This window comes from Flavobacterium enshiense, from assembly GCF_040750275.1.
In the GTDB taxonomy this organism is placed as follows: domain Bacteria; phylum Bacteroidota; class Bacteroidia; order Flavobacteriales; family Flavobacteriaceae; genus Flavobacterium; species Flavobacterium enshiense_B.
This window is the reverse complement of the sequence record NZ_JBDOCV010000005.1, coordinates 243,990-264,528: the sequence shown is the minus strand read 5'-3', so window position 1 is coordinate 264,528 and position 20,539 is coordinate 243,990. Positions and strand designations below refer to the sequence as shown.

General features: G+C 39.4%; 16 protein-coding genes. 7 read left to right on the top strand and 9 right to left on the bottom strand.

Going from position 1 to position 20,539, the window contains the following annotated elements:
- Window positions 1-103 precede the first annotated feature (103 nt).
- The 3 genes from rbfA (at window position 104) to ABGT15_RS10375 (ending at window position 3,284) form a co-directional block, all read left to right on the top strand.
- Window positions 104-496 carry a 30S ribosome-binding factor RbfA gene (gene rbfA / locus ABGT15_RS10385; protein WP_367231357.1) on the top strand — a complete coding sequence of 131 codons (393 nt, stop codon included), beginning with the start codon at window positions 104-106 and terminating at the stop codon, window positions 494-496.
- A gap of 3 nt (window positions 497-499) precedes the next feature.
- Window positions 500-1,699, top strand: coding sequence for an ABC transporter permease (locus ABGT15_RS10380; RefSeq protein WP_367231356.1), 1,200 nt, complete (start codon window positions 500-502; stop codon window positions 1,697-1,699).
- Window positions 1,700-1,856: 157 nt separating this feature from the next.
- Window positions 1,857-3,284, top strand: coding sequence for an MATE family efflux transporter (locus ABGT15_RS10375; protein WP_367231355.1), 1,428 nt, complete (start codon window positions 1,857-1,859; stop codon window positions 3,282-3,284).
- Between the two features lie 265 nt (window positions 3,285-3,549).
- On the opposite strand, the gene dusB is transcribed toward ABGT15_RS10375, so the two are convergent.
- Window positions 3,550-4,542 carry a tRNA dihydrouridine synthase DusB gene (gene dusB / locus ABGT15_RS10370; RefSeq protein ID WP_367231354.1) on the bottom strand — a complete coding sequence of 331 codons (993 nt, stop codon included), beginning with the start codon at window positions 4,540-4,542 and terminating at the stop codon, window positions 3,550-3,552.
- A 248-nt stretch (window positions 4,543-4,790) separates the two neighbouring features.
- Here dusB and lepA point away from each other — a divergent pair, with 248 nt between their 5' ends.
- Window positions 4,791-6,587, top strand: coding sequence for a translation elongation factor 4 (lepA, locus tag ABGT15_RS10365; protein ID WP_367231353.1), 1,797 nt, complete (start codon window positions 4,791-4,793; stop codon window positions 6,585-6,587).
- Window positions 6,588-6,720: 133 nt separating this feature from the next.
- Window positions 6,721-7,767, top strand: coding sequence for a thiamine-phosphate kinase (thiL, locus tag ABGT15_RS10360; protein ID WP_367231352.1), 1,047 nt, complete (start codon window positions 6,721-6,723; stop codon window positions 7,765-7,767).
- A 408-nt stretch (window positions 7,768-8,175) separates the two neighbouring features.
- On the opposite strand, the gene ABGT15_RS10355 is transcribed toward thiL, so the two are convergent.
- The 5 genes from ABGT15_RS10355 to ABGT15_RS10335 all read right to left on the bottom strand — a co-directional run bounded on the left by ABGT15_RS10355 (window position 8,176) and on the right by ABGT15_RS10335 (window position 14,425).
- On the bottom strand, window positions 8,176-10,836 hold the full coding sequence (locus ABGT15_RS10355; protein WP_367231351.1) for a carboxypeptidase-like regulatory domain-containing protein: 2,661 nt from the start codon (window positions 10,834-10,836) through the stop codon (window positions 8,176-8,178).
- A gap of 2 nt (window positions 10,837-10,838) precedes the next feature.
- Window positions 10,839-11,600, bottom strand: a complete 762-nt coding sequence (locus ABGT15_RS10350; RefSeq protein ID WP_367231350.1) for a GLPGLI family protein — start codon at window positions 11,598-11,600, stop codon at window positions 10,839-10,841.
- A 54-nt stretch (window positions 11,601-11,654) separates the two neighbouring features.
- Complete coding sequence (locus ABGT15_RS10345; protein ID WP_367231349.1) at window positions 11,655-11,882, bottom strand: hypothetical protein; 228 nt, start codon at window positions 11,880-11,882, stop codon at window positions 11,655-11,657.
- Window positions 11,883-12,187: 305 nt separating this feature from the next.
- Window positions 12,188-13,729 (bottom strand): glycine--tRNA ligase, encoded by a 1,542-nt coding sequence (locus tag ABGT15_RS10340; protein ID WP_367231348.1) that lies wholly within the window; start codon window positions 13,727-13,729, stop codon window positions 12,188-12,190.
- Window positions 13,730-13,795: 66 nt separating this feature from the next.
- Window positions 13,796-14,425, bottom strand: a complete 630-nt coding sequence (locus ABGT15_RS10335; RefSeq protein WP_367231347.1) for a hypothetical protein — start codon at window positions 14,423-14,425, stop codon at window positions 13,796-13,798.
- A gap of 123 nt (window positions 14,426-14,548) precedes the next feature.
- On the opposite strand from ABGT15_RS10335, the gene ABGT15_RS10330 reads away from it, so the two are divergent.
- Together ABGT15_RS10330 and ABGT15_RS10325 are read left to right on the top strand one after the other, a co-directional pair.
- On the top strand, window positions 14,549-15,241 hold the full coding sequence (locus ABGT15_RS10330; protein WP_367231346.1) for a ComF family protein: 693 nt from the start codon (window positions 14,549-14,551) through the stop codon (window positions 15,239-15,241).
- A 65-nt stretch (window positions 15,242-15,306) separates the two neighbouring features.
- Complete coding sequence (locus ABGT15_RS10325; protein WP_367231345.1) at window positions 15,307-16,908, top strand: Ig-like domain-containing protein; 1,602 nt, start codon at window positions 15,307-15,309, stop codon at window positions 16,906-16,908.
- Here ABGT15_RS10325 and ABGT15_RS10320 read toward each other — a convergent pair.
- From ABGT15_RS10320 to ABGT15_RS10310, 3 genes are all read right to left on the bottom strand, one after another.
- Complete coding sequence (locus tag ABGT15_RS10320; RefSeq protein WP_367231344.1) at window positions 16,892-17,659, bottom strand: amidohydrolase; 768 nt, start codon at window positions 17,657-17,659, stop codon at window positions 16,892-16,894. The genes ABGT15_RS10325 and ABGT15_RS10320 overlap by 17 nt on opposite strands.
- 84 nt (window positions 17,660-17,743) lie before the next feature.
- A complete protein-coding gene (locus ABGT15_RS10315) occupies window positions 17,744-18,505 on the bottom strand; it encodes a succinate dehydrogenase/fumarate reductase iron-sulfur subunit (protein ID WP_367231343.1) in 762 nt (253 codons plus the stop codon).
- A 22-nt stretch (window positions 18,506-18,527) separates the two neighbouring features.
- Window positions 18,528-20,537 carry a fumarate reductase/succinate dehydrogenase flavoprotein subunit gene (locus ABGT15_RS10310; RefSeq protein ID WP_367231342.1) on the bottom strand — a complete coding sequence of 670 codons (2,010 nt, stop codon included), beginning with the start codon at window positions 20,535-20,537 and terminating at the stop codon, window positions 18,528-18,530.
- Window positions 20,538-20,539 lie beyond the last annotated feature (2 nt).

The following is a 20,539-nucleotide window of genomic DNA, read 5'->3' as shown; positions in this document are numbered from 1 at the left end:
TTCCAAAGAAACCCCAACCTTTCGCTTCCGACAAATTACACAAAAACTTTGAAACTAAACCCCTTTAAAACGTTGCAACTTAAAAAAATCGTATTTTTGCAGCATGGAGACAAACAGACAGAAAAAAATCGGAACGGTTTTACAGAAAGACTTGGTGGATATTTTGCAGGGAGAAGTGCGTAAAAACGGCATCAGCAACCTGATTATTTCCGTATCAAAAGTGAATGTGACGACTGATTTATCAATCGCAAAAGTATATTTAAGCATTTTCCCGGTAGACAAAGGTCCGGAACTTTTAAATGCGATTCGCACCAACACCCCGCTTATCAAACATGATTTAGCACAACGCGTGAAACAACAATTACGCCGTGTACCGAACTTAATGTTCTTTATTGATGATTCGTTAGATTATATCGAACAAATTGACAACGCTTTAAAAGGGGAAGAAAATCCGATTGAAAACCGCGATTTACTAGCCAAAAGAAAGAAATCCTAATCCTTGAATTTTCCTTTCTACATAGCGCGACGCTACACCGTTAGTTTCAGTAAAAGTACTGCGATTAACATTATTACCGGCATTGCCGCTCTTGGCATTGTGGTAAGTGCGATGGCGCTTTTTGTGGTACTTTCCGTGTTTAGCGGCTTGCGAACCTTCAGCCTTTCGTTTGCCAACGATACCGATCCGGATTTGAAAGCTTTTCCGGTGGAGGGCAAATCGTTTTTCGTTTCTGAAACGCAGGAAAAACAACTTGCAACTTCCAAAACCATTGCACTTTACAGCAAAGTGATTGAAGAACGCGTACTTTTTTCCTTCAGTGAAAAACAGGAAGTGGCTTTTTTAAAAGGTGTGGATGTTAACTTCCAGAAGGTGAATCCTTTTGAAAAGAAAATTTATGCTGGCGAATGGCTGCAACCCGGAACCTCGCAAGTGGTGATAGGCTACGGTATTACCCATAAATTATCGATGGGGCTTTTCGATTTCAACAATGCCTTGGAAGTTTTTGTGCCGAAACCCGGAAAAGGCCCGATTGAAAATCCGGAAGAAGCCTTCAACGAATCGTATCTTACGCCAATTGGAATTTATGCCATCAACGATGATTTGGACAAAAAATATGTGTTTGCCGATTTGCCGTTAGCTCAGGAATTATTGCAATACCAACCCAATCAGGTTTCGGCGATGGAGTTCAAATTAAAGCCGAATGCATCAGAAAACGAGGCAGTAGCCGAGATTGAGAAAATTTTCAACAACAAAATAACGGTAAAAACCAGAACAGCACTGAATGACAGTCTGCACAAGATGCTCAATACCGAAAACATTGCCATTTACCTGATTTTCACTTTAGTTATCATCATTGCCTTATTTAATTTGGTGGGCGCTTTGATTATGATGATTTTAGACAAGAAAGGGAATTTGAAAACCCTTTTCAATTTGGGAGCTGAAATCCGCCATTTGCGCCGTATATTTTTACTGCAAGGCAGTTTGCTTACTTTTTTTGGAGGTTTTTTAGGGCTGATTTTAGGAATCCTGTTTGTGGTTTTACAGCAAAAATTTGCCTTAATCATGATTACGCCAAGTATGGCCTACCCGATTGAATTCGAAATCTTCAATGTCATTATAGTTATGGGAACCATCATCTTGCTTGGTTTTCTGGCTTCGTGGATTGCTTCCAGCCGGGTAAGTAAAAATTTATTGGACTAAACTTCCGTTTCCTATTTTTTATATATTTGTTTTCTAATAACAGAACGCCCATGATTGTTTTTGTCACGTCCTAAGATTATCGGGAAGATAATTAGGACATTTCACTTTCACTCGAACACCCTTTGTTCGACAGTATTAATTTTTATCCTAATTTATCATGACAGAAGCAACTTCTTCTAAATACAGCTTTTCACGAATTTTTTCGACTATCAAAACCGCCATTAAAGGTGACGAATCTTTCGATTACACAAAAGGAAGCATTAAAAAAGCCGTTATCCTCTTAGCCATACCTATGGTGTTGGAAATGATGATGGAATCAGTATTTGCCTTGGTGGATTTGTATTTCGTTGGTCATTTGGAACACAGCAGTTTTGCCATCCAAACCGTAGGCCTGACGGAATCGGTATTGACCATAATTTACTCGCTAGCCATCGGGATCAGTATGGCAGCCACTGCGGTCGTAGCACGCAGAATTGGAGAAAAAAATCCGGAAGCCGCCGCTAAAGCAGGGATGCAGGCAATTATTATTGCCTTTGTGATTAACACAATTATCAGCATTTTTGGTTTTATTTATGCGAAAGAAATTCTACTGCTGATGGGTGCTTCCCAAGAGGCTGCCGATTACGGTGTCAACTTTACTCGCATCATGATGGGTGGTAGTTTGTGCATTATGCTGTTATTCTTAATCAATGGAATTTTTCGTGGAGCCGGAAATGCGGCGATTGCCATGCGCAGCTTATGGTTGGCGAATATTTGCAATATCATTTTATGCCCGATATTCATTAACGGTTTAGGGCCAATTCCCGCCTTTGGGCTGATTGGTGCAGCAATTGCTACCACCACTGGACGAAGCATCGGAGTTTTATATCAACTGTATCATTTGTTCAACGGAAAAGGAATTTTGAAAATTGTCCTTTCGCATTTTGTACCGGATTGGGAACAAATCAAACACATCGTAAAAATTGCAGCACCAGGGGTTTTACAATTCGTAATTGCTTCCTGCAGTTGGATTTTCTTGGCGCAATTGGTAGCAACTACCGGAGGCGATCACGGCTCAGCAGGGTATCAGACGGCGTTGCGTATTATGATGTTTTTCATTCTTCCGGCATGGGGCTTGAGCAATGCCGCAGCCACTTTGGTTGGGCAGAATTTAGGAGCCAAACAGATTGAACGTGCCGAGAAATCCGTATTTACCACAGCAAAATACAATGTAATTTTCATGGCGTTTATCATGATTTTCTGTTTGTTGTTCGGCAACTTTGTGATTTCATTTTTCACGGAAGATGCTCTTATTCGTAATATTGCCGTGGAAGCGCTTCAGATTATGAGTCTTGGTTATATTTTTTACGGCATCGGTATGGTTTTAATCAATACGTTTAACGGTGCCGGTGATACCTGGACACCAACCAAAGTGAACTTTTTCGGGTTTTGGCTGTTTCAGATTCCGTTGGCGTATGTGTTGGCGAAGTATTTAAAAATGGGCCCAACCGGCGTTTTTATGGCTATCCCAATTGCGGAAACGGCGATTACCTTGGCGAGTATTGTTTTGTACCGAAGAGGAAAATGGAAGAAAGTACAAGTATAATAAAAAAGCGCTCTACAATTGAGCGCTTTTATTTTTTGATATAACTAATAAATATAGAATTATAAAAAACTGAAAAACTATAATTCCTGATAACGCATAAATATGATTATAAGACAATTCAACAACCTTATAGTCTACTTCCCTAATAGTTTCGAGAGTATACTTAACATCTAATAGCGCTCCAAGAAAAACAAATACAAAAGCAAGTAACAGAGCCACTGAGATTCCCAACAACAAATACCAAAGTTTGCTTATATTCATTTTTCTAAATCATCTGATAATCCGAATACACGTCTCGGATTTCCTCAAAAATCTTTGCTAAGTTTTCCGCTTCGTTGGTGGTGACCAACTTCTGTTTGTATTCTTTAAAACCGTGAATACCTTTGAAATAATTGGTATAATGACGGCGCATTTCCACGATACCTACATGTTCACCCTTCCACTCCATCGACCAGTTTAAATGATTTTGGGCGGCTTGAATTCTGTCCTCCATGTTTGGCGGCGGTAATAATTCTCCGGTTTTGAAATAATGTTTGATTTCGTCGAAAATCCATGGATAGCCAATAGCGGCACGACCGATCATCATCCCATCCAAACCGTATTTGTTTTTGTATTCGAATGCTTTTTCAGGAGAATCAATATCGCCGTTACCAAAAATAGGCATGGTAATTCTCGGGTTTTCTTTTACCCTCTGAATGTGCGACCAGTCGGAATGCCCTTTGTACATCTGGGCACGGGTACGCGCGTGAATCGTTAAAGCCCGTACCCCAACATCCTGCAAGCGTTCGGCGACCTCATCAATATTAATAGAACTTTCGTCCCAGCCCAAACGGGTTTTTACCGTTACCGGAAGATTGGTTCCTTTGATTACGGCTTTGGTCAAACGCACCATCAAATCGACATCTTTCAAAACACCGGCACCGGCTCCTTTACAGACTACTTTTTTTACCGGGCAACCAAAGTTGATGTCTACTAAATCCGGTTGTACGGTGTCAACAATTTTAGCCGACATTTCCATCGCTTCTTCATCTCCTCCGAAAATCTGTATACCTACCGGACGCTCGTAATCGAAAATGTCGAGTTTTTTTCGGCTTTTCATGGCATCACGAATCAGTCCTTCGGAAGAAATGAATTCCGAGTACATCAAATCGGCTCCATGTTGTTTGCACAAACGACGAAACGGCGGATCGCTCACGTCTTCCATAGGTGCTAATAATAAAGGAAAATCCGGTAATTCTATGTTGCCAATCTTAACCATCTGCTGCATTTTGCGGCAAAATTACAAATTTTTATGACTTTAGGTTTAAGCTTTAACGTTTCAGGTGATTAAAGTACGTTCTGCAATGAAAACTTTAACTATATTTGCCGATTAATTCACTACCTTTAAGAGGTGGTTTGCGTTAGGGGTTGCAGCGGCATCCTTTTGCAGAGCGCAAGCGGCGCAAAAGATACAGCGAAAAGCCCGACCCTTGTGGTAACGCCCAAAAAACAAGACACAGAATGACGATGAAGAAAATACGTAATTTTTGCATTATTGCACACATTGACCACGGGAAAAGCACACTAGCGGACCGTTTGTTGGGCGCTACCCAAACCGTAACCGCGCGTGAAGAAAAAGCCCAGTTATTGGACAACATGGATTTGGAGCGCGAGCGTGGGATTACCATTAAGAGTCACGCGATTCAGATGGAATACACCTACAAAGGCGAACAATACATCCTGAATTTAATTGACACTCCCGGACACGTGGATTTCTCCTATGAGGTTTCGCGTTCCATTGCGGCGTGTGAAGGGGCGCTTTTGATTGTAGATGCGGCGCAAAGTATTCAGGCACAAACGATTTCGAATTTATATTTGGCCTTGGAGAATGATTTGGAAATTATCCCGGTCTTGAATAAAGTGGATTTACCAAGTGCTAATCCTGAGGAAGTTAGCGACGATATTATCGATTTGTTAGGGTGTAAATTAGAAGACATTATCCACGCTTCGGGGAAAACCGGGTTTGGAGTGGAAAATATTTTAGCCGCGATTATCGAGCGTATTCCGGCACCGGAAGGCAATCCGGACGAACCGCTTCAGGCGTTGATTTTTGACTCGGTATACAATCCGTTCCGCGGAATTGAAGTTATTTTCCGTGTGAAAAACGGAGAAATTAAAAAAGGTCAGAAAATCAAGTTCATGGCAACGGGCAACGAATATTTTGCCGATGAGATTGGAACGTTAAAACTGAATCAGGTACCGAAAAACGTAATTTCTGCCGGTGACGTAGGCTACTTGATTTCGGGAATTAAAGAAGCTAAAGAAGTAAAAGTGGGGGATACCTTAACGGATGCTAAGACTCCTACCACCAATATGATTCACGGTTTTGAGGATGTAAAACCAATGGTATTCGCGGGAATTTACCCGGTTGATACGGAAGATTACGAAGATTTACGTGCTTCCATGGAAAAATTACAACTGAATGACGCTTCATTGGTTTTTGCAGCGGAAAGTTCAGCGGCGTTAGGGTTTGGTTTCCGATGTGGGTTCTTGGGAATGTTGCACATGGAAATCATCCAGGAACGTTTGGAGCGTGAATTCGACATGACGGTAATCACAACGGTTCCCAACGTTTCGTATTTGGCTTATTCCAAAAAAGAACCGGACACAGCGTTTGTGGTGAACAACCCTTCGGATTTACCAGAACCATCGAAATTGGACCGTGTAGAAGAGCCTTTCATTAAAGCGACCATCATTACCAAAGCAGATTTCGTAGGAAACGTAATGAGTTTGTGTATCGAAAAACGCGGACAGATTACCAACCAAACCTATTTAACAACCGAGCGTGTAGAATTGAATTTCGACATGCCGTTGGCGGAAATCGTATTTGATTTCTACGACAGATTGAAAACGGTTTCCAAAGGTTATGCGTCGTTTGACTACCATCCAATTGGAATGCGTACCTCGAAATTAGTACGTTTGGATGTCTTATTGAACGGACAAAACGTAGATGCTTTGTCGGCCTTAATTCACGAGGATAACGCTTATCATATCGGTAAAAAAATGTGTGAGAAATTGCGCGAACTGATCCCGAGACAGCAGTTTGACATTCCGATTCAGGCGGCCATCGGAGCAAAAGTCATCGCGCGTGAAACCATCAAAGCCTTGCGTAAAGACGTTACCGCAAAATGTTACGGTGGGGATATTTCCCGTAAACGTAAATTGTTGGAAAAACAAAAAGCCGGTAAAAAACGTATGCGTCAGGTAGGAAACGTAGAGATTCCACAATCGGCGTTTATGGCGGTTCTGAAATTAAATGATTAAACGATTTAAAAATTGAATACTTAAAAAACCTAATGACGAGAGTTGTTAGGTTTTTTGTTTGAAACATTACTTTGTACCTTTGCAAATTCAAACTTAGTAACTCTGAAACTTTGTCGCTTAGCAACTTAAAAATATGATTGAAGATAAAAACCAACAGCGAACCAGCATTGCCCAATTGGGAGAATTCGGTTTGATTGACCATTTAACGAAACAATTCGAAATCACACAAACTTCCACTTTAAAAGGGATTGGAGATGATGCTGCCGTTTTAGATTTTAAGAACAAGAAAATAGTAGTTTCTACTGATTTACTAATAGAAGGCGTTCATTTCGATTTGGCCTACATGCCACTCAAACACTTGGGATACAAAGCCGTTTCCGTAAATGTATCGGACATCTGCGCTATGAATGCGAAACCAACGCAAATCACAGTTTCTATTGCGGTTTCGAATCGTTTCCCATTAGAAGCTCTTGAAGAATTATATGCCGGAATCGCTTTGGCGGCAAAAGTTTACAACATTGATGTAATTGGAGGCGACACAACGTCGTCTCAAAAAGGATTATTACTTTCCATCACTGCTTTGGGAGAAGCAGATGAAAACGAAATCATCTACCGCAAAGGAGCGAATGCTACGGATTTGTTAGTAGTTTCCGGAGATATCGGCGCGGCTTACATGGGTTTACAGGTTTTGGAACGCGAAAAACAAGTTTTCTTGGTCAATCCGAACAACCAACCCGATTTGGACAATTATACGTATTTAATCGAAAGACAACTAAAACCAGAAGCACGAGTGGACGTTCGTGAGCTTCTGGAAAAACTCGAAATAAAACCAACTTCAATGATTGATATTTCAGATGGTCTGTCCTCGGAAATTATGCATTTGTGCAAACAATCAAATGTAGGTTGTAATGTCTATGAGGACAAATTACCCTTAGATCCGCAATTGATTAACGTGTGTGAAGAATTCAAGATTGACAGTACCACCGTAGCCATCAATGGCGGGGAAGATTACGAATTGTTATTTACCATCAAAATGGACGACTACGACAAAATTAAAGGAAATCCAAACTTTACGGTAATCGGTCATATGACTCAAGAAAGTGAAGGCATACATTTGGTAACACGCGCGAATACTAAAATTGAATTGAAAGCCAGAGGATGGAATGCCTTATCAGAATAAAGTCTGCTAAATAAGCGTGAAATCAAAAGCAATGCTTAATTCCGCATTGCAAAAAACAGTACTGAAACAAAGAAATATTCAGATAAATAAAAAGCGTTAGCATTTTAAAAATGCTAACGCTTTTATAAAAAAAATTAAGGCTAGGCATCAAGCAAGACTAACATGAGCTGGGCTTATAGCAATACCTTAATTAAATTTTAAGAACAAAAAAATGTGAATTTTAATACCCTTAAGTTCTTTGTACTATTGTTTGTTAAATCTACATTTCAAAGGTAATTTTTCCCATTACAAAATTTTACGGTTTTTTAATGAAAGTGTTACGGTTTTAAAATTTTAACTGTTTATCTCGCAATTTTAACAGATTCTTATTGCGATTATTGTCTAAAACACCAAAACTGTAGCTGATAACTATATTTTGTAACGAACCGAAAGCATTACAACTCTTGGTAAAACATAAGTAGTTTGCTCACTAATCATATAATCCGAAAAGCTATTGTTATTTTTCATCCCATTGTTCAGGAAATTCTGTGCCGAGAGTTCAAATCCCCAAGGGCTGTTTTTCTTTTGATAGTCCAATGACGCATTGGCAATTTCATAACGGCTGCGGTGTCCGAAACTGTTTTTGTTGCTGAAGTTTTCATAATTCCCTTTAAAAGTCCAGTTCGCGAAAAAACTGTATTCCAATTCCGTGGTAAAAGCATCGGTTTCAAAACGATTAACAGCTATTCCCTTGGTTTGGTTAAATCCTTTAGTATAGCCTAGAGACAATATCGGTAATTTCTTGAATGTGGTTCGCACGGAAATCCCTAAATTCTGATTGTTGCGTTCATTTGTTGTCGTAACGGCATTCAGATTCTGAACATAGGTAAACCAATTTAAAGCAGTATTGAATCGCACATTAAATTTATAAAGTTGTTTCGTGATGGCGCCATACATCCGCCAGTTGGTTTCCGGATTGTCGGTGAGTGTTGGCGTAGTATATTGGTTAATTCCGTCCAAAACAATCTGATTGCGCAAGGTTTTCGTTTTCTTGCTGAAACTCGTTGAAGCATTCAACATCAAACCTTTGTACATACTCATTTTGGAGTACAGCAAAGAAGCGGTGTGGTACAACTCATTTTCAAGCAACGTATTCCCCATGAAAACAGAATTGTAACTTTGTAGGGTGAAACGTCCGGCCATTTGTTCGGGTGTGGCAAACGCAGTGTTTAAACGGTATTTGAATTTTAAGGTTTCTGATTTGTTGAACTCGTATTCGCTGTCCCATTGCGGCAGTATTTTAGTTTTTATGGTCTTATTGCCAACCGTCTGATTGGTTTTTAAAAGATAGTGATGCCAATACACACCCGGTTTGTTAATCCAATTGCCGATTTTGAATTTGTATTCTAACCCCACATAAAAATCGTTCAGCTGATACTGCAAATCGTTTCCGAATCCGGCTGTTGCAAAATCATTTACCGAACCATTCGAGAGTAATTGTTGTTCCGAAGTTATAAAATGAGTCCGACCAAAATTATTACCGATATTGGTATACAGGTGGTTGTAATTATTCAGAATCCAATAATGCTTAAACAACGCATCAATACTGTTTCCTGAAATGTTTTTCACCTGACGAATTTTATACTGAACATCGGCTTCCAATGAAATATAACCCGCTAAAAAAGGCGTGTCGGTTAGCCAGTCGTTTTGTGGTTTTGCCTTTTCATAGGCGTGATTTACAACAAAGGTAGTCGTATGTTTCGAATTGATGGATTTGTGCCATTCCAGATATTGCTTCAACGAGGCATTGTCGGCCGCTTGCAACACTTCAAAAGTACTGGAACTCAGATTACTTACAGAGTTGATAGTGCGTTGATAATCGTTGGTCGACGCCTGATACTGCGCATTGTAATACAACTTCCCGGCATTGTTTGGGGAATAATCTAATTTCACATTTCCCAACGCCAATACTGACGCGTTGTTGTCCTGCTGTGTTTTGCTTTCAAAGGTTATGGCTGCATTTTGCAGGTATTGGTTTTCGGTTTCAGTTTTAGCCACGGTTACTACTTTTGAAAAAATACCGAAACCAGACAGTTCAATCTTTTTAGACAGTTCATGACTGAAATTCAGAGCGGTAAACTGGGATTTGTTTTCCGTTACATCGGTATTGTCTGCGGCAAAAGTATACAGATTGGTTAGTGATTTCCTTCCGGTTAAGAAGCTGCTAGCGCCACCCTGAAAGCGCATTAAATCCTGAAAAGTAAAAGCGCGTTTTCCAACCGTGTTCATATCGCCGATAAAACTAAGATTCGTTTTTGGGCTGTAATAAAATAATGCCGCGTGCAGCAGGTAAAATCCGTTGTCATTAGCCACTTCCCCACCGGCTTCCACATCGCCGAACACAAATTTCTTTTTGTCTTCCTTGAGTTTTACATTCATGGCAAGGTCTTCGCTGTCGGACACTTTTTTCAGGAATCCGACTTCGTTGAAATTGTCGATGACTTCAATTTTATCGAGCGCATCAGCCGGAATGTTTTCCACCGCCAGTTTGGAGCCGCCGCCAAAAAACGATTTCCCTTCCACCAGCATTTTGGTTACTTTTTTGCCCTGTACAGTAACCCCTCCGTTTTTATCGACTTCGACGCCGGGGAGTTTTTCGAGTACTTCCTTCATTTTTCGCTCGTTGCCCGAAGCGAACGCTTTTACGCTATAAGTAAGCGTGTCTTTTTTAATTTCAATAGGCTTGTACTCGTGCTTGATGACGATTTCCTTGAGTTGTTCACCTGTATTTTTGAGTTTAAAATGATGTTCTTTTACCTCGCTGTTGGCTGGTAACATGAAAACCGCATCGGAGTAACCAATATAGGATACCGTGATTTCATAGCCTACTGTTTTTTCCAACTCCAACTTATACCTTCCCTTGTTATCGGCTATGGCGAATTTGATGTTCGCTTTTTCCTGTAAGGGCTTGGCAATTACATTGGCATTTTCTAAAGGGGTGTTTAGGCTGTCTTGGACGGTGCCGGTGAGAACATGAGATTGTGAAAAAACAGCGAAAGGAAAAATTAAAGCGAAAATTAAAAAACGCATTACTATCGCATTAGTGATTTTCTGAACTCTTCCCTTTTACGAAATTGTTCATTGGAAATACTGTCGCATTTTTGTTTGGTTACATATTCACCTTTTAATGGCCTATCGAAATTGGCATCCTTTCTTTTTATATTAAAAGCAATATTAGTAGCATGAAAATAGAATGTCTTATTAGGTTGAACTTCTAAAACTAATCCAGGTAATCCATCAAAACCTCTAGGCCCATAGTTACAAGGAATCTCCGGGGAATACCATGCAATAACTTCGACTTTGGTGGTCGTATTTTTCGTTCTATTTACAACATCATAAGATGTTTTTGCTTTGTAGCATGTATATCCACTGATCTTTTTTGATTCATTAATCAACTCCCAATCATATTCTTTGGACGGGTAAATAACATTATACGTAACATCATCTATTTTTGTTTGTTTAATTTTTTCATTCTTTTTATTATCTCTTATGAAATTTCCATTAACAAAAACAGAAGCCATTCTATATGCTTTATCTCCATCCATCTCGATTTTGTCAATCTTTCTGAACAAGCTCTTTTCTTTGTTATAAAGTAGCTCACATTCTACTTTATCATAAGCCTTAAACATATCTTCCGCCATTTCTTTAAGTTCCTTCCTACCAGTGTTTTCTTCTGAGATATTAAAATCAGCCTTTACCATTTTGTAGGTTACAACGGTAAACAATTCATCATTGCTCTTCTGAGCCTTCAATGAAAAAGAAACTATCAAAAAAAATAAGAATAATTTTTTCATATAAAAATTGAATTTAAAAATAAAAGGGAGTAACCTCCCTTTTACAAATAACGGTTAACCTTGATCTACACAAGTATCATAAACAATGTCGAATAACAAATCTGCATCACTCGGATTAACAAATCCATATTCTGCTTCAAAGTAATCTACATAATTTAAAGCAATTTGAGCACATTCTCTATTAGTCTTAAGAAGTAAATCTTCTTTCTCTTCAATAGTATTTGCCATTGAAGCTCCCGAAAAAGCCACCAAAGCCAATGCGGTAAACATAAATTTTTTCATTTTTTGTAAAATTTTAATTGTTAAATAATTTTTGGTATACCGCAAGCGAAGATTAAAAAAAAAAAAAATGCCTTGCAAGAAAAAAGTAAGAAAAATACAGTACTTATTTGCAAGTGACTGGTTTGCAATAAGATGTATTTTCTTTCAAAAAAGAAATCATAAGGCTTTAGCTATTTCTATACCTTCAAAAACGTTCAAGGATTACCGAATATCAAAAATAATTTTAACTACTACACTTCAATCGTAAAAAAATCCCAAACTCCTGAATTGGAATTTGGGATTTCTATTTTGATATTTATGAAAGCTTACATCTTCATCAACCAATTACGCACAGAAACCTCATTGTTAATGATTCCTCTTAATTCTGAAATCTTAACACGGTCTTGTGCCATGGAATCGCGGTGACGAATGGTAACCGTTTGGTCTTCCAACGTTTGATGATCCACAGTGATACAGAACGGCGTTCCTAAAGCGTCTTGTCTTCGGTAACGGCGTCCTACCGCATCTTTTTCATCGTACGCCACATTGAAATCCCATTTCAAATCTTCGATGATTTGTCTGGCTACTTCCGGCAAACCGTCTTTTTTTACTAATGGCAAAACCGCTGCTTTGGTTGGTGCTAAGACTGATGGCAAACGCAAAACCGTTCTTGTGGAACCGTCTTCCAACGTTTCTTCTTGTAAAGCTTTAGAGAAAACAGCCAAGAACATACGATCTAAACCTACGGAAGTTTCTACTACATAGGGCACGTAGTTTCGGTTTTCTTCGGTATCGAAATATTGTAATTTTTTTCCAGAATATTCTTCATGCGCTTTCAAGTCGAAATCGGTACGGGAATGAATTCCTTCCAACTCTTTAAATCCGAATGGGAAATTGAACTCGATATCGGCCGCTGCATTCGCGTAATGGGCCAATTTCTCATGATCGTGGAAACGGTAATTTTCTTTTCCTAAACCTAACGATAAATGCCAGTTCAATCGGGTTTCTTTCCAATATTCGTAGTATTTCATTTCTTCGCCCGGCTTCACGAAAAACTGCATTTCCATCTGTTCAAACTCACGCATACGGAAGATGAACTGACGCGCCACAATCTCATTACGGAAGGCTTTACCGGTTTGAGCAATACCAAACGGTATTTTCATACGACCGGTTTTCTGCACGTTCAAAAAGTTTACGAAAATTCCCTGAGCGGTTTCCGGACGCAGGTACAAATCCATAGCAGTATCGGCAGAAGCCCCTAATTTGGTTCCGAACATTAAGTTGAACTGACGCACTTCCGTCCAGTTGCGGGAACCGGTTTCCGGATCGGCAATTTCCAATTCTTCGATTAAGGCTTTTACATCGGCTAAATCACCCGTATCTAAACCTTTGGCCATACGCTGCAGGATCTCATTCTTTTTGGAAAGATATTCCACAACTCTCGGATTGGTTGACACGAATTGTGCCTCGTCAAAAGTCTCCCCAAAACGCGCTTTGGCTTTTTCAATTTCTTTTTGTGCTTTCTGGTTTAATTTCTCGGCATAATCCTCGATTAAAACATCGGCACGGTATCTTTTTTTAGAGTCTTTGTTGTCAATTAATGGATCATTAAACGCATCGACGTGACCGGAAGCTTTCCAAGTGGTCGGGTGCATAAAAATGGAAGCATCGATTCCTACAATATTTTCATGCATCTGTACCATCGATTTCCACCAATAGTCTCTGATGTTTTTCTTTAATTCTACTCCGTTTTGAGCATAGTCGTATACTGCACTCAACCCATCATAAATTTCGCTTGACTGGAAAATAAATCCGTATTCTTTTGCGTGCGAAACTACATTCTTAAATAAGTCTTCTTGTTTTGCCATAGTGACGCAAAAGTATAAAAATAGGTCGGGAAAAAATAGCCGTAAAACTATCTTTTTAGAAGATTTTTAATTCACATGGAAAACCGTGGATCCGATTACCTTTTCATTGTGAACCAGATTAATGGTGTAATCCCCAACGATTAATTCATGTTGATACAAATCCACAAAAATACAGGCATCTTTTTTCAAACGATCGTAATAGATTTCCTTAACCAATCGTGATCCTGCTCTATTGTCTAAATCAATATATCTTTTTTTAGGATTCAGAATCTGAAGTTGAATCTGTTTCTTCCCGATTTCAATGTTTTTATTTTCTTCAAGAGTAAAACAGATACGAACCTGATCAATTTTGGAAAAGGAATTTGTTTCGAGAACGTCGTCTGAAACCATTCGCACACCGCGCGCATTTACATTGATCGCTTTAAGCCCTTTTGAAACCGTTACGTTTGCTTTTCCTGCTTTTCCTTTTCGAACTAAAACTGTTTCCGCCATCAAATGTTTATTGCCCGTAACGCTTTCCTGAACTTGCACTATTTCTTTGGAAACAGGAGTTTTGGGCTCAAGATTTACCGAATCATACCGCTTTAAAATTTCCGCAATCTGATTATGATGCAACGTGCTTTCAACGCTTAACTTTCGTTCTAAGATTTCATTTTCTTTTGAAGTCTTATACAATTTAAACGAAACTGCGATCATTGTTATTAATAAAAACCCTACACTTGTAGAGGTGCTAGTAAGGAAATTTTTTAGTGGCATTTTAATAAAAAAATAAATAATTTTCAATGTACCTTTAACTTTATTTATAGGCAAAAAAAATCGATGAACGCAATAAAAAACTTGTTGAACTTACTTTTTCCAAAATTTTGCAGGGGTTGCAAGTCACTGCTTTTAACCCATGAAACAACCATTTGCCTGCAATGCCGACACGAACTTCCGTTTACACAACATCTTAGCAATCCCGAGAATGAAGTCTTTAAGCGATTTTACGGAAGGGTACCTTTGGAACACGCTTCGTCGGTAGTTTATTACCACAAAAAAGGGATGGTACAACAACTTATTCACCATCTCAAATACAAAGGAACTCAGGATGTTGGGAGCTTTTTCGGAACGCTCTATGGCAACGCAATTTCAAACCATGATATTTTAAGTACCGTAGACGAAGTAATCCCTGTGCCGCTACACCCTAAAAAGTTACGGGAAAGAGGGTACAATCAGGTAACTGCTTTTGGGAAATCGCTAGCAGAAGAAATGAAAATCAACTATAACGAAACGCTCCTAAAAAGAAATCAATATTCCAAAACGCAAACACAGAAAAATATTTTCAGCCGCACCGAAATGAACAACAAAACCCTTTTTGAAGCCTCCTATACCAACAAAGATCACGGTAAACATTTTCTGCTTGTAGATGATGTTATCACAACCGGATCGACATTGGAAGCTTGCGGAAAAGCACTCTTAAAAATTCCGGAGGCACGAATCAGTATTATTAGCATTGCTTACACCCATTCATAATTTTAAAAAAACATTTCATTTCCAGTAAATATAATTGTTATTTTGTGCTGTTAAATATACCCAAGATGCTGAAATCAAAGTATGTATTTTTTCTTTCCTTAGTAATCGCTTTACTAACCGGTTGTGCCAAAAGGGGAACCATTACCGGTGGAGCAAAAGACACCATTCCGCCAGTGCTGTTAAACAGTAATCCGGATAATTTCAGCACCAATTTTAAAGACGATTTCATAAAAATTAATTTTAACGAATACATCAAAGTAAAGGACATCAGCAAACAACTGATTATTTCTCCTCCGATGAAAAACGCGCCGTATATTGTCCCTTCGGGCACTGCAAGCAAATTCATTACCATAAAAATCAACGACACATTACAACCTAATACTACTTATAGTTTTAATTTCGGACAAAGTATTACTGATAATAACGAAGGTAATCCGTATTCACAATTTAAATATGTTTTTTCTACCGGTAATTATATCGACTCATTAAAAACAGCCGGCACCATCAAAGATGCTTTATCGAAAAAAACGGATAATTTTGTAAACATCCAATTGTACGAAGCCGCTACTTTTAAGGATTCCACCGTTTACAAGGAACAACCGCGATACGTTACCAACACACTTGACAGTTTGAAAGCTTATGCGTTGGAAAACCTAAAAGAAGGCAAGTACCATTTGATTGCTCTGAAAGACGAAAACAACGACTATAAATTTGATCCAAAAAAGGACAAGATTGCTTTTTTAAACAAGCCCATTTCAATACCTAACGATACTTTATTCCAACTGGAACTTTTTAAAGAAAACTCACCTTTCAAGGTTCAAAAACCAGGACAAGCCAACAACTCCAAGTTGCTTATGGGCTATGAAGGTAATCCCAAAAAAACAAAGATTACAGTAAAAAACAACGGAATTGATGTCCCATCGATTTTATCTAAAGCCTCTAAAGGAGATTCTCTTCAAATCTGGATTCCGAAACTAAAAACTGATTCCCTGCAAATCAGCGTGGACAACGACAGCTTTTCCAAAACGTTTACCACAAGGATAAAGGACATGAAAAAAATAGACACATTATCCATTACACCTGTTCAGTCCGGCACATTAAACTTTAGGGATACATTCACCGTAAAAGCTTCTACGCCATTGGTTAAAATTGATCCTTCCAGAATTGTAATTACTAAAAAAGATTCTTCTTCCGTAGCCTTTACCACAGACTATAACGCATTTGAACAGGAACTAAAATTCGATTTCAAGAAAGAAGAAGAACAAAAATATAAGGTTACACTTTTACCCGGAGCCGTGAAGGATTTTTATGAAAAAGAGAACGATACGTTACATTTTACACCAACTACAAAAAAGCTAACCGATTACGGAAACCTGAAGGTTGTTTTAGAGAATGTCAATCGATTCCCTATTATTATTGAATTGCTGGACAGTAAAGAAAATGTCGTGATTTCACACTATTCCGAAAAAGAAACCACTCTTAATTTTGATTTAATCGAACCGCAACGCTATACACTGAGAATTGTGTACGATGACGATAAAAACAAGGAATGGACAACCGGTAATTTCCTTGAAAAACGTCAGCCGGAGGAAGTCATTTATTCACCCAAAGATGTTGATATTCGCGCCAATTGGGAATGGGAAGAACGTTTTATACTGTCAAAGTAAAAGCATCCCTATCCCGTAAAAATCCAAATTTATTGCGATTGGCCAGCATGAGTTCTTTGTCCAAGCGAACAGAATATACCATTTCTTTTTCAGAAGGTTCAGCCAAGTAATTCCCCAAATAATCCAAAACCTGAGAATGGCCTGGATAATTGTTGTCGTTTTCATCGTCACCAATACGATTCACACCAACCACATACGCCATATTTTCTATGGCACGGGCTTTTAAAAGTGTATCCCATGCCTGAATTCTGGGTTGTGGCCAATTGGCAACATAAATTAACAAATCGTAATCGTCATCAAAACGGGAAAAAACCGGAAAGCGCAAATCGTAACAAATAAACGGGGCAATTCTCCAGCCTAAGTAATTAATAATTTTCTTTTCACTGCCTTTAGTGTATACTTTATCTTCCCCAGCCAATGAAAAAAGATGGCGCTTGTCGTAATATTCAACTTCACCCGTAGGAAACACAAACAACAATCGATTATAATAATAGTCCTTCTCCCGGATAACCATGCTACCCATAATGGCTAAATTGCGATTTTGAGCCGTTTCTTTCATCCAGGTTACCGTGGCACCATCCATATCTTCAGCCACTTCGTGCGGATTCATGGTAAACCCGGAAGTAAACATTTCCGGCAATACAACCAACAGTGTCTCTTCTGGGATATTCTGAATTTTAGCAGCAAAATAATTACGGTTCACTTCGGGATTTTCCCAAAAAAGCGGGGCTTGGATAATCGAGATTTGCATAAAGAAACTTTTTGTTAAATGTAGGAAAAACAAAAAACGCATCCAACAATGCCGGATGCGTTTTTTATAAATTCAATCAAAAGCTTATTTCAAACTTGCTTTTAAATATTCTCTGTTCATACGAGCAATGTTCTCTAATGAAATTCCTTTCGGACATTCGATTTCACATGCTCCGGTGTTGGTACAGTTTCCGAATCCTTCTTCGTCCATCTGACGTACCATGTTCAGTACACGCTCTGTAGCTTCCACACGACCTTGCGGTAACAATGCATATTGTGAAACTTTTGCCCCTACGAATAACATAGCCGATCCGTTTTTACAAGTAGCCACACAAGCACCACATCCGATACAAGCCGCTGCTTCAAACGCTTTGTCAGCATCCGGTTTTGGCACTGGAATCGCGTTAGCATCAATAGTTCTTCCGGATGTATTTACCGAAACGAAACCACCGGCTTGCTGAATTCTATCGAACGAACTACGGTCTACCACTAAATCTTTGATTACCGGGAAGGCTTTACTTCTCCACGGTTCAACGAAAATAGTATCCCCGTCATTGAACATACGCATGTGTAACTGACACGTTGTAATTCCTGTATCTGGTCCGTGGGCGCGTCCGTTAATGTATAACGAACACATACCGCAGATTCCCTCACGACAGTCGTGATCGAAGGCAACCGGTTCTTTTCTTTCGTTTACTAATTGTTCGTTCAATTGGTCTAACATTTCTAAGAATGAACTGTCGGTAGAAACGTTGTCCAATTTGTATGTTTCCATACTTCCTTTAACCTTAGCGTTTTTCTGACGCCAGATTTTAAGGTTTATATTGATGTTCTTTTTAGAAGCCATAATCTTTTCTTTTTGTCAACTATTATTTATAATTTCTAGCTGCGATTTTAATGTATTCGTATACCAACTCTTCTTTGTGAAGTACTTCTTTATTGATGTCGCTTCCCTGGTATTCCCAAGCGCCTACAAATTTGAAGTTTTCGTCATCACGAAGGGTTTCTCCCTCAGCATCCTGATACTCTTCACGGAAGTGACCTCCGCAAGATTCTTTACGCTGTAACGCGTCCATCGCCATCAATTGTCCTAATTCCATGAAATCCGCTACGCGAATTACTTTTTCCAATTCCGGATTCAATTCGTCTGCACTTCCAGGAACATAAACCTCTTTGTAGAATTCCGCACGTAAAGCATCGATTTCAGCAACCGCTTCTTTCAAACCTTGCTCGTTACGTCCCATACCTACTTTATTCCACATGATGTTTCCTAAAGCTTTGTGGAAATAATCTACCGATTTGGTTCCGTTGTTGTTTAAGAACCTATTGATTTGTTCGTTCACACGGTTTTCAGCTTCCACGAATTCCGGTAAATCAGTTGAAATTTTACCCGTACGGATTTCATCTGCCAAATAATTGGAAACGGTGTAAGGCAATACGAAATAACCATCCGCCAAACCTTGCATTAGTGCAGAAGCTCCCAAACGGTTTGCTCCGTGGTCTGAGAAGTTAGCCTCTCCCGCTACGAAACATCCCGGAATGTTCGTCTGCAAATTATAATCTACCCAAACACCTCCCATAGTATAGTGAACCGCCGGATAAATTTTCATCGGGGTTTCGTATGGGTTTTCGTCGGTAATTTTCTGGTACATGGTAAACAGGTTTCCGTACTTCTCTTCCAACCACTGTTTCCCTAAAGCGGTAACTTCAGCATCGGAAGGATTGTGATTTCCTTTAGCGTACGCCGCTTGTTTTCCTTTTGAGATAATTTCTGAAGAGAAATCTAAGTAAACTCCTTCGTTCGTATCGTTAGCCTCGATTCCGAAACCGGCATCACAACGCTCTTTCGCAGCTCGGGATGCTACATCACGCGGTACCAAGTTACCGAACGCAGGATATCTTCTCTCTAAATAGTAATCTCTATCTTCTTCAGCAATTTGTGTCGGTTTTAATTTCCCTGCACGGATTGCTTCTGCATCTTCTTTTTTCTTCGGAACCCAGATACGTCCTGAATTACGCAAGGATTCTGACATCAACGTCAATTTCGACTGGTTGGTTCCGTGTACCGGAATACAAGTCGGGTGAATCTGTACGTAACATGGATTAGCGAAGAAAGCTCCTTGTTTGTGGATTTTCCATGCTGCCGTTACGTTCGATCCCATTGCATTAGTAGAAAGGAAATATACGTTTCCGTAACCCCCCGTTGCAATGATTACCGCGTGCGCCGAATGTCTTTCGATGCCTCCCGTAATTAAGTTACGAGCGATGATTCCACGAGCTTTACCATCTACTTTTACCAAGTCTAACATTTCGTGACGGTTGAACATTTGTACACGTCCTAAACCGATTTGTCTTGATAAAGCCGAATACGCTCCTAATAATAATTGCTGACCGGTCTGACCTGCCGCGTAGAACGTACGTTGTACCTGAGTACCCCCGAACGAACGGTTGTCCAACAATCCGCCGTAATCACGAGCGAACGGAACTCCCTGTGCCACACACTGGTCGATGATGTTGGCTGACACTTCCGCTAAACGGTGAACGTTTGCTTCACGTGCACGGTAGTCACCACCTTTAATCGTATCGTAGAACAAACGGTAGGTACTGTCCCCATCGTTCTGGTAATTTTTCGCTGCATTGATACCTCCCTGTGCCGCAATGGAGTGCGCACGACGCGGAGAATCCTGAAAACAGAATGCTTTTACATTATACCCCATTTCTCCAAGAGAAGCGGCTGCCGAAGCACCTGCCAATCCTGTCCCTACAACAATTACATCAATTTTAGGACGGTTGTTTGGAGCTACTAATTTTAAATGATTTTTATGATTGGTCCATTTCTCGGAAATAGAACCTTCTGGTATTTTAGAATCTAACTTCATAA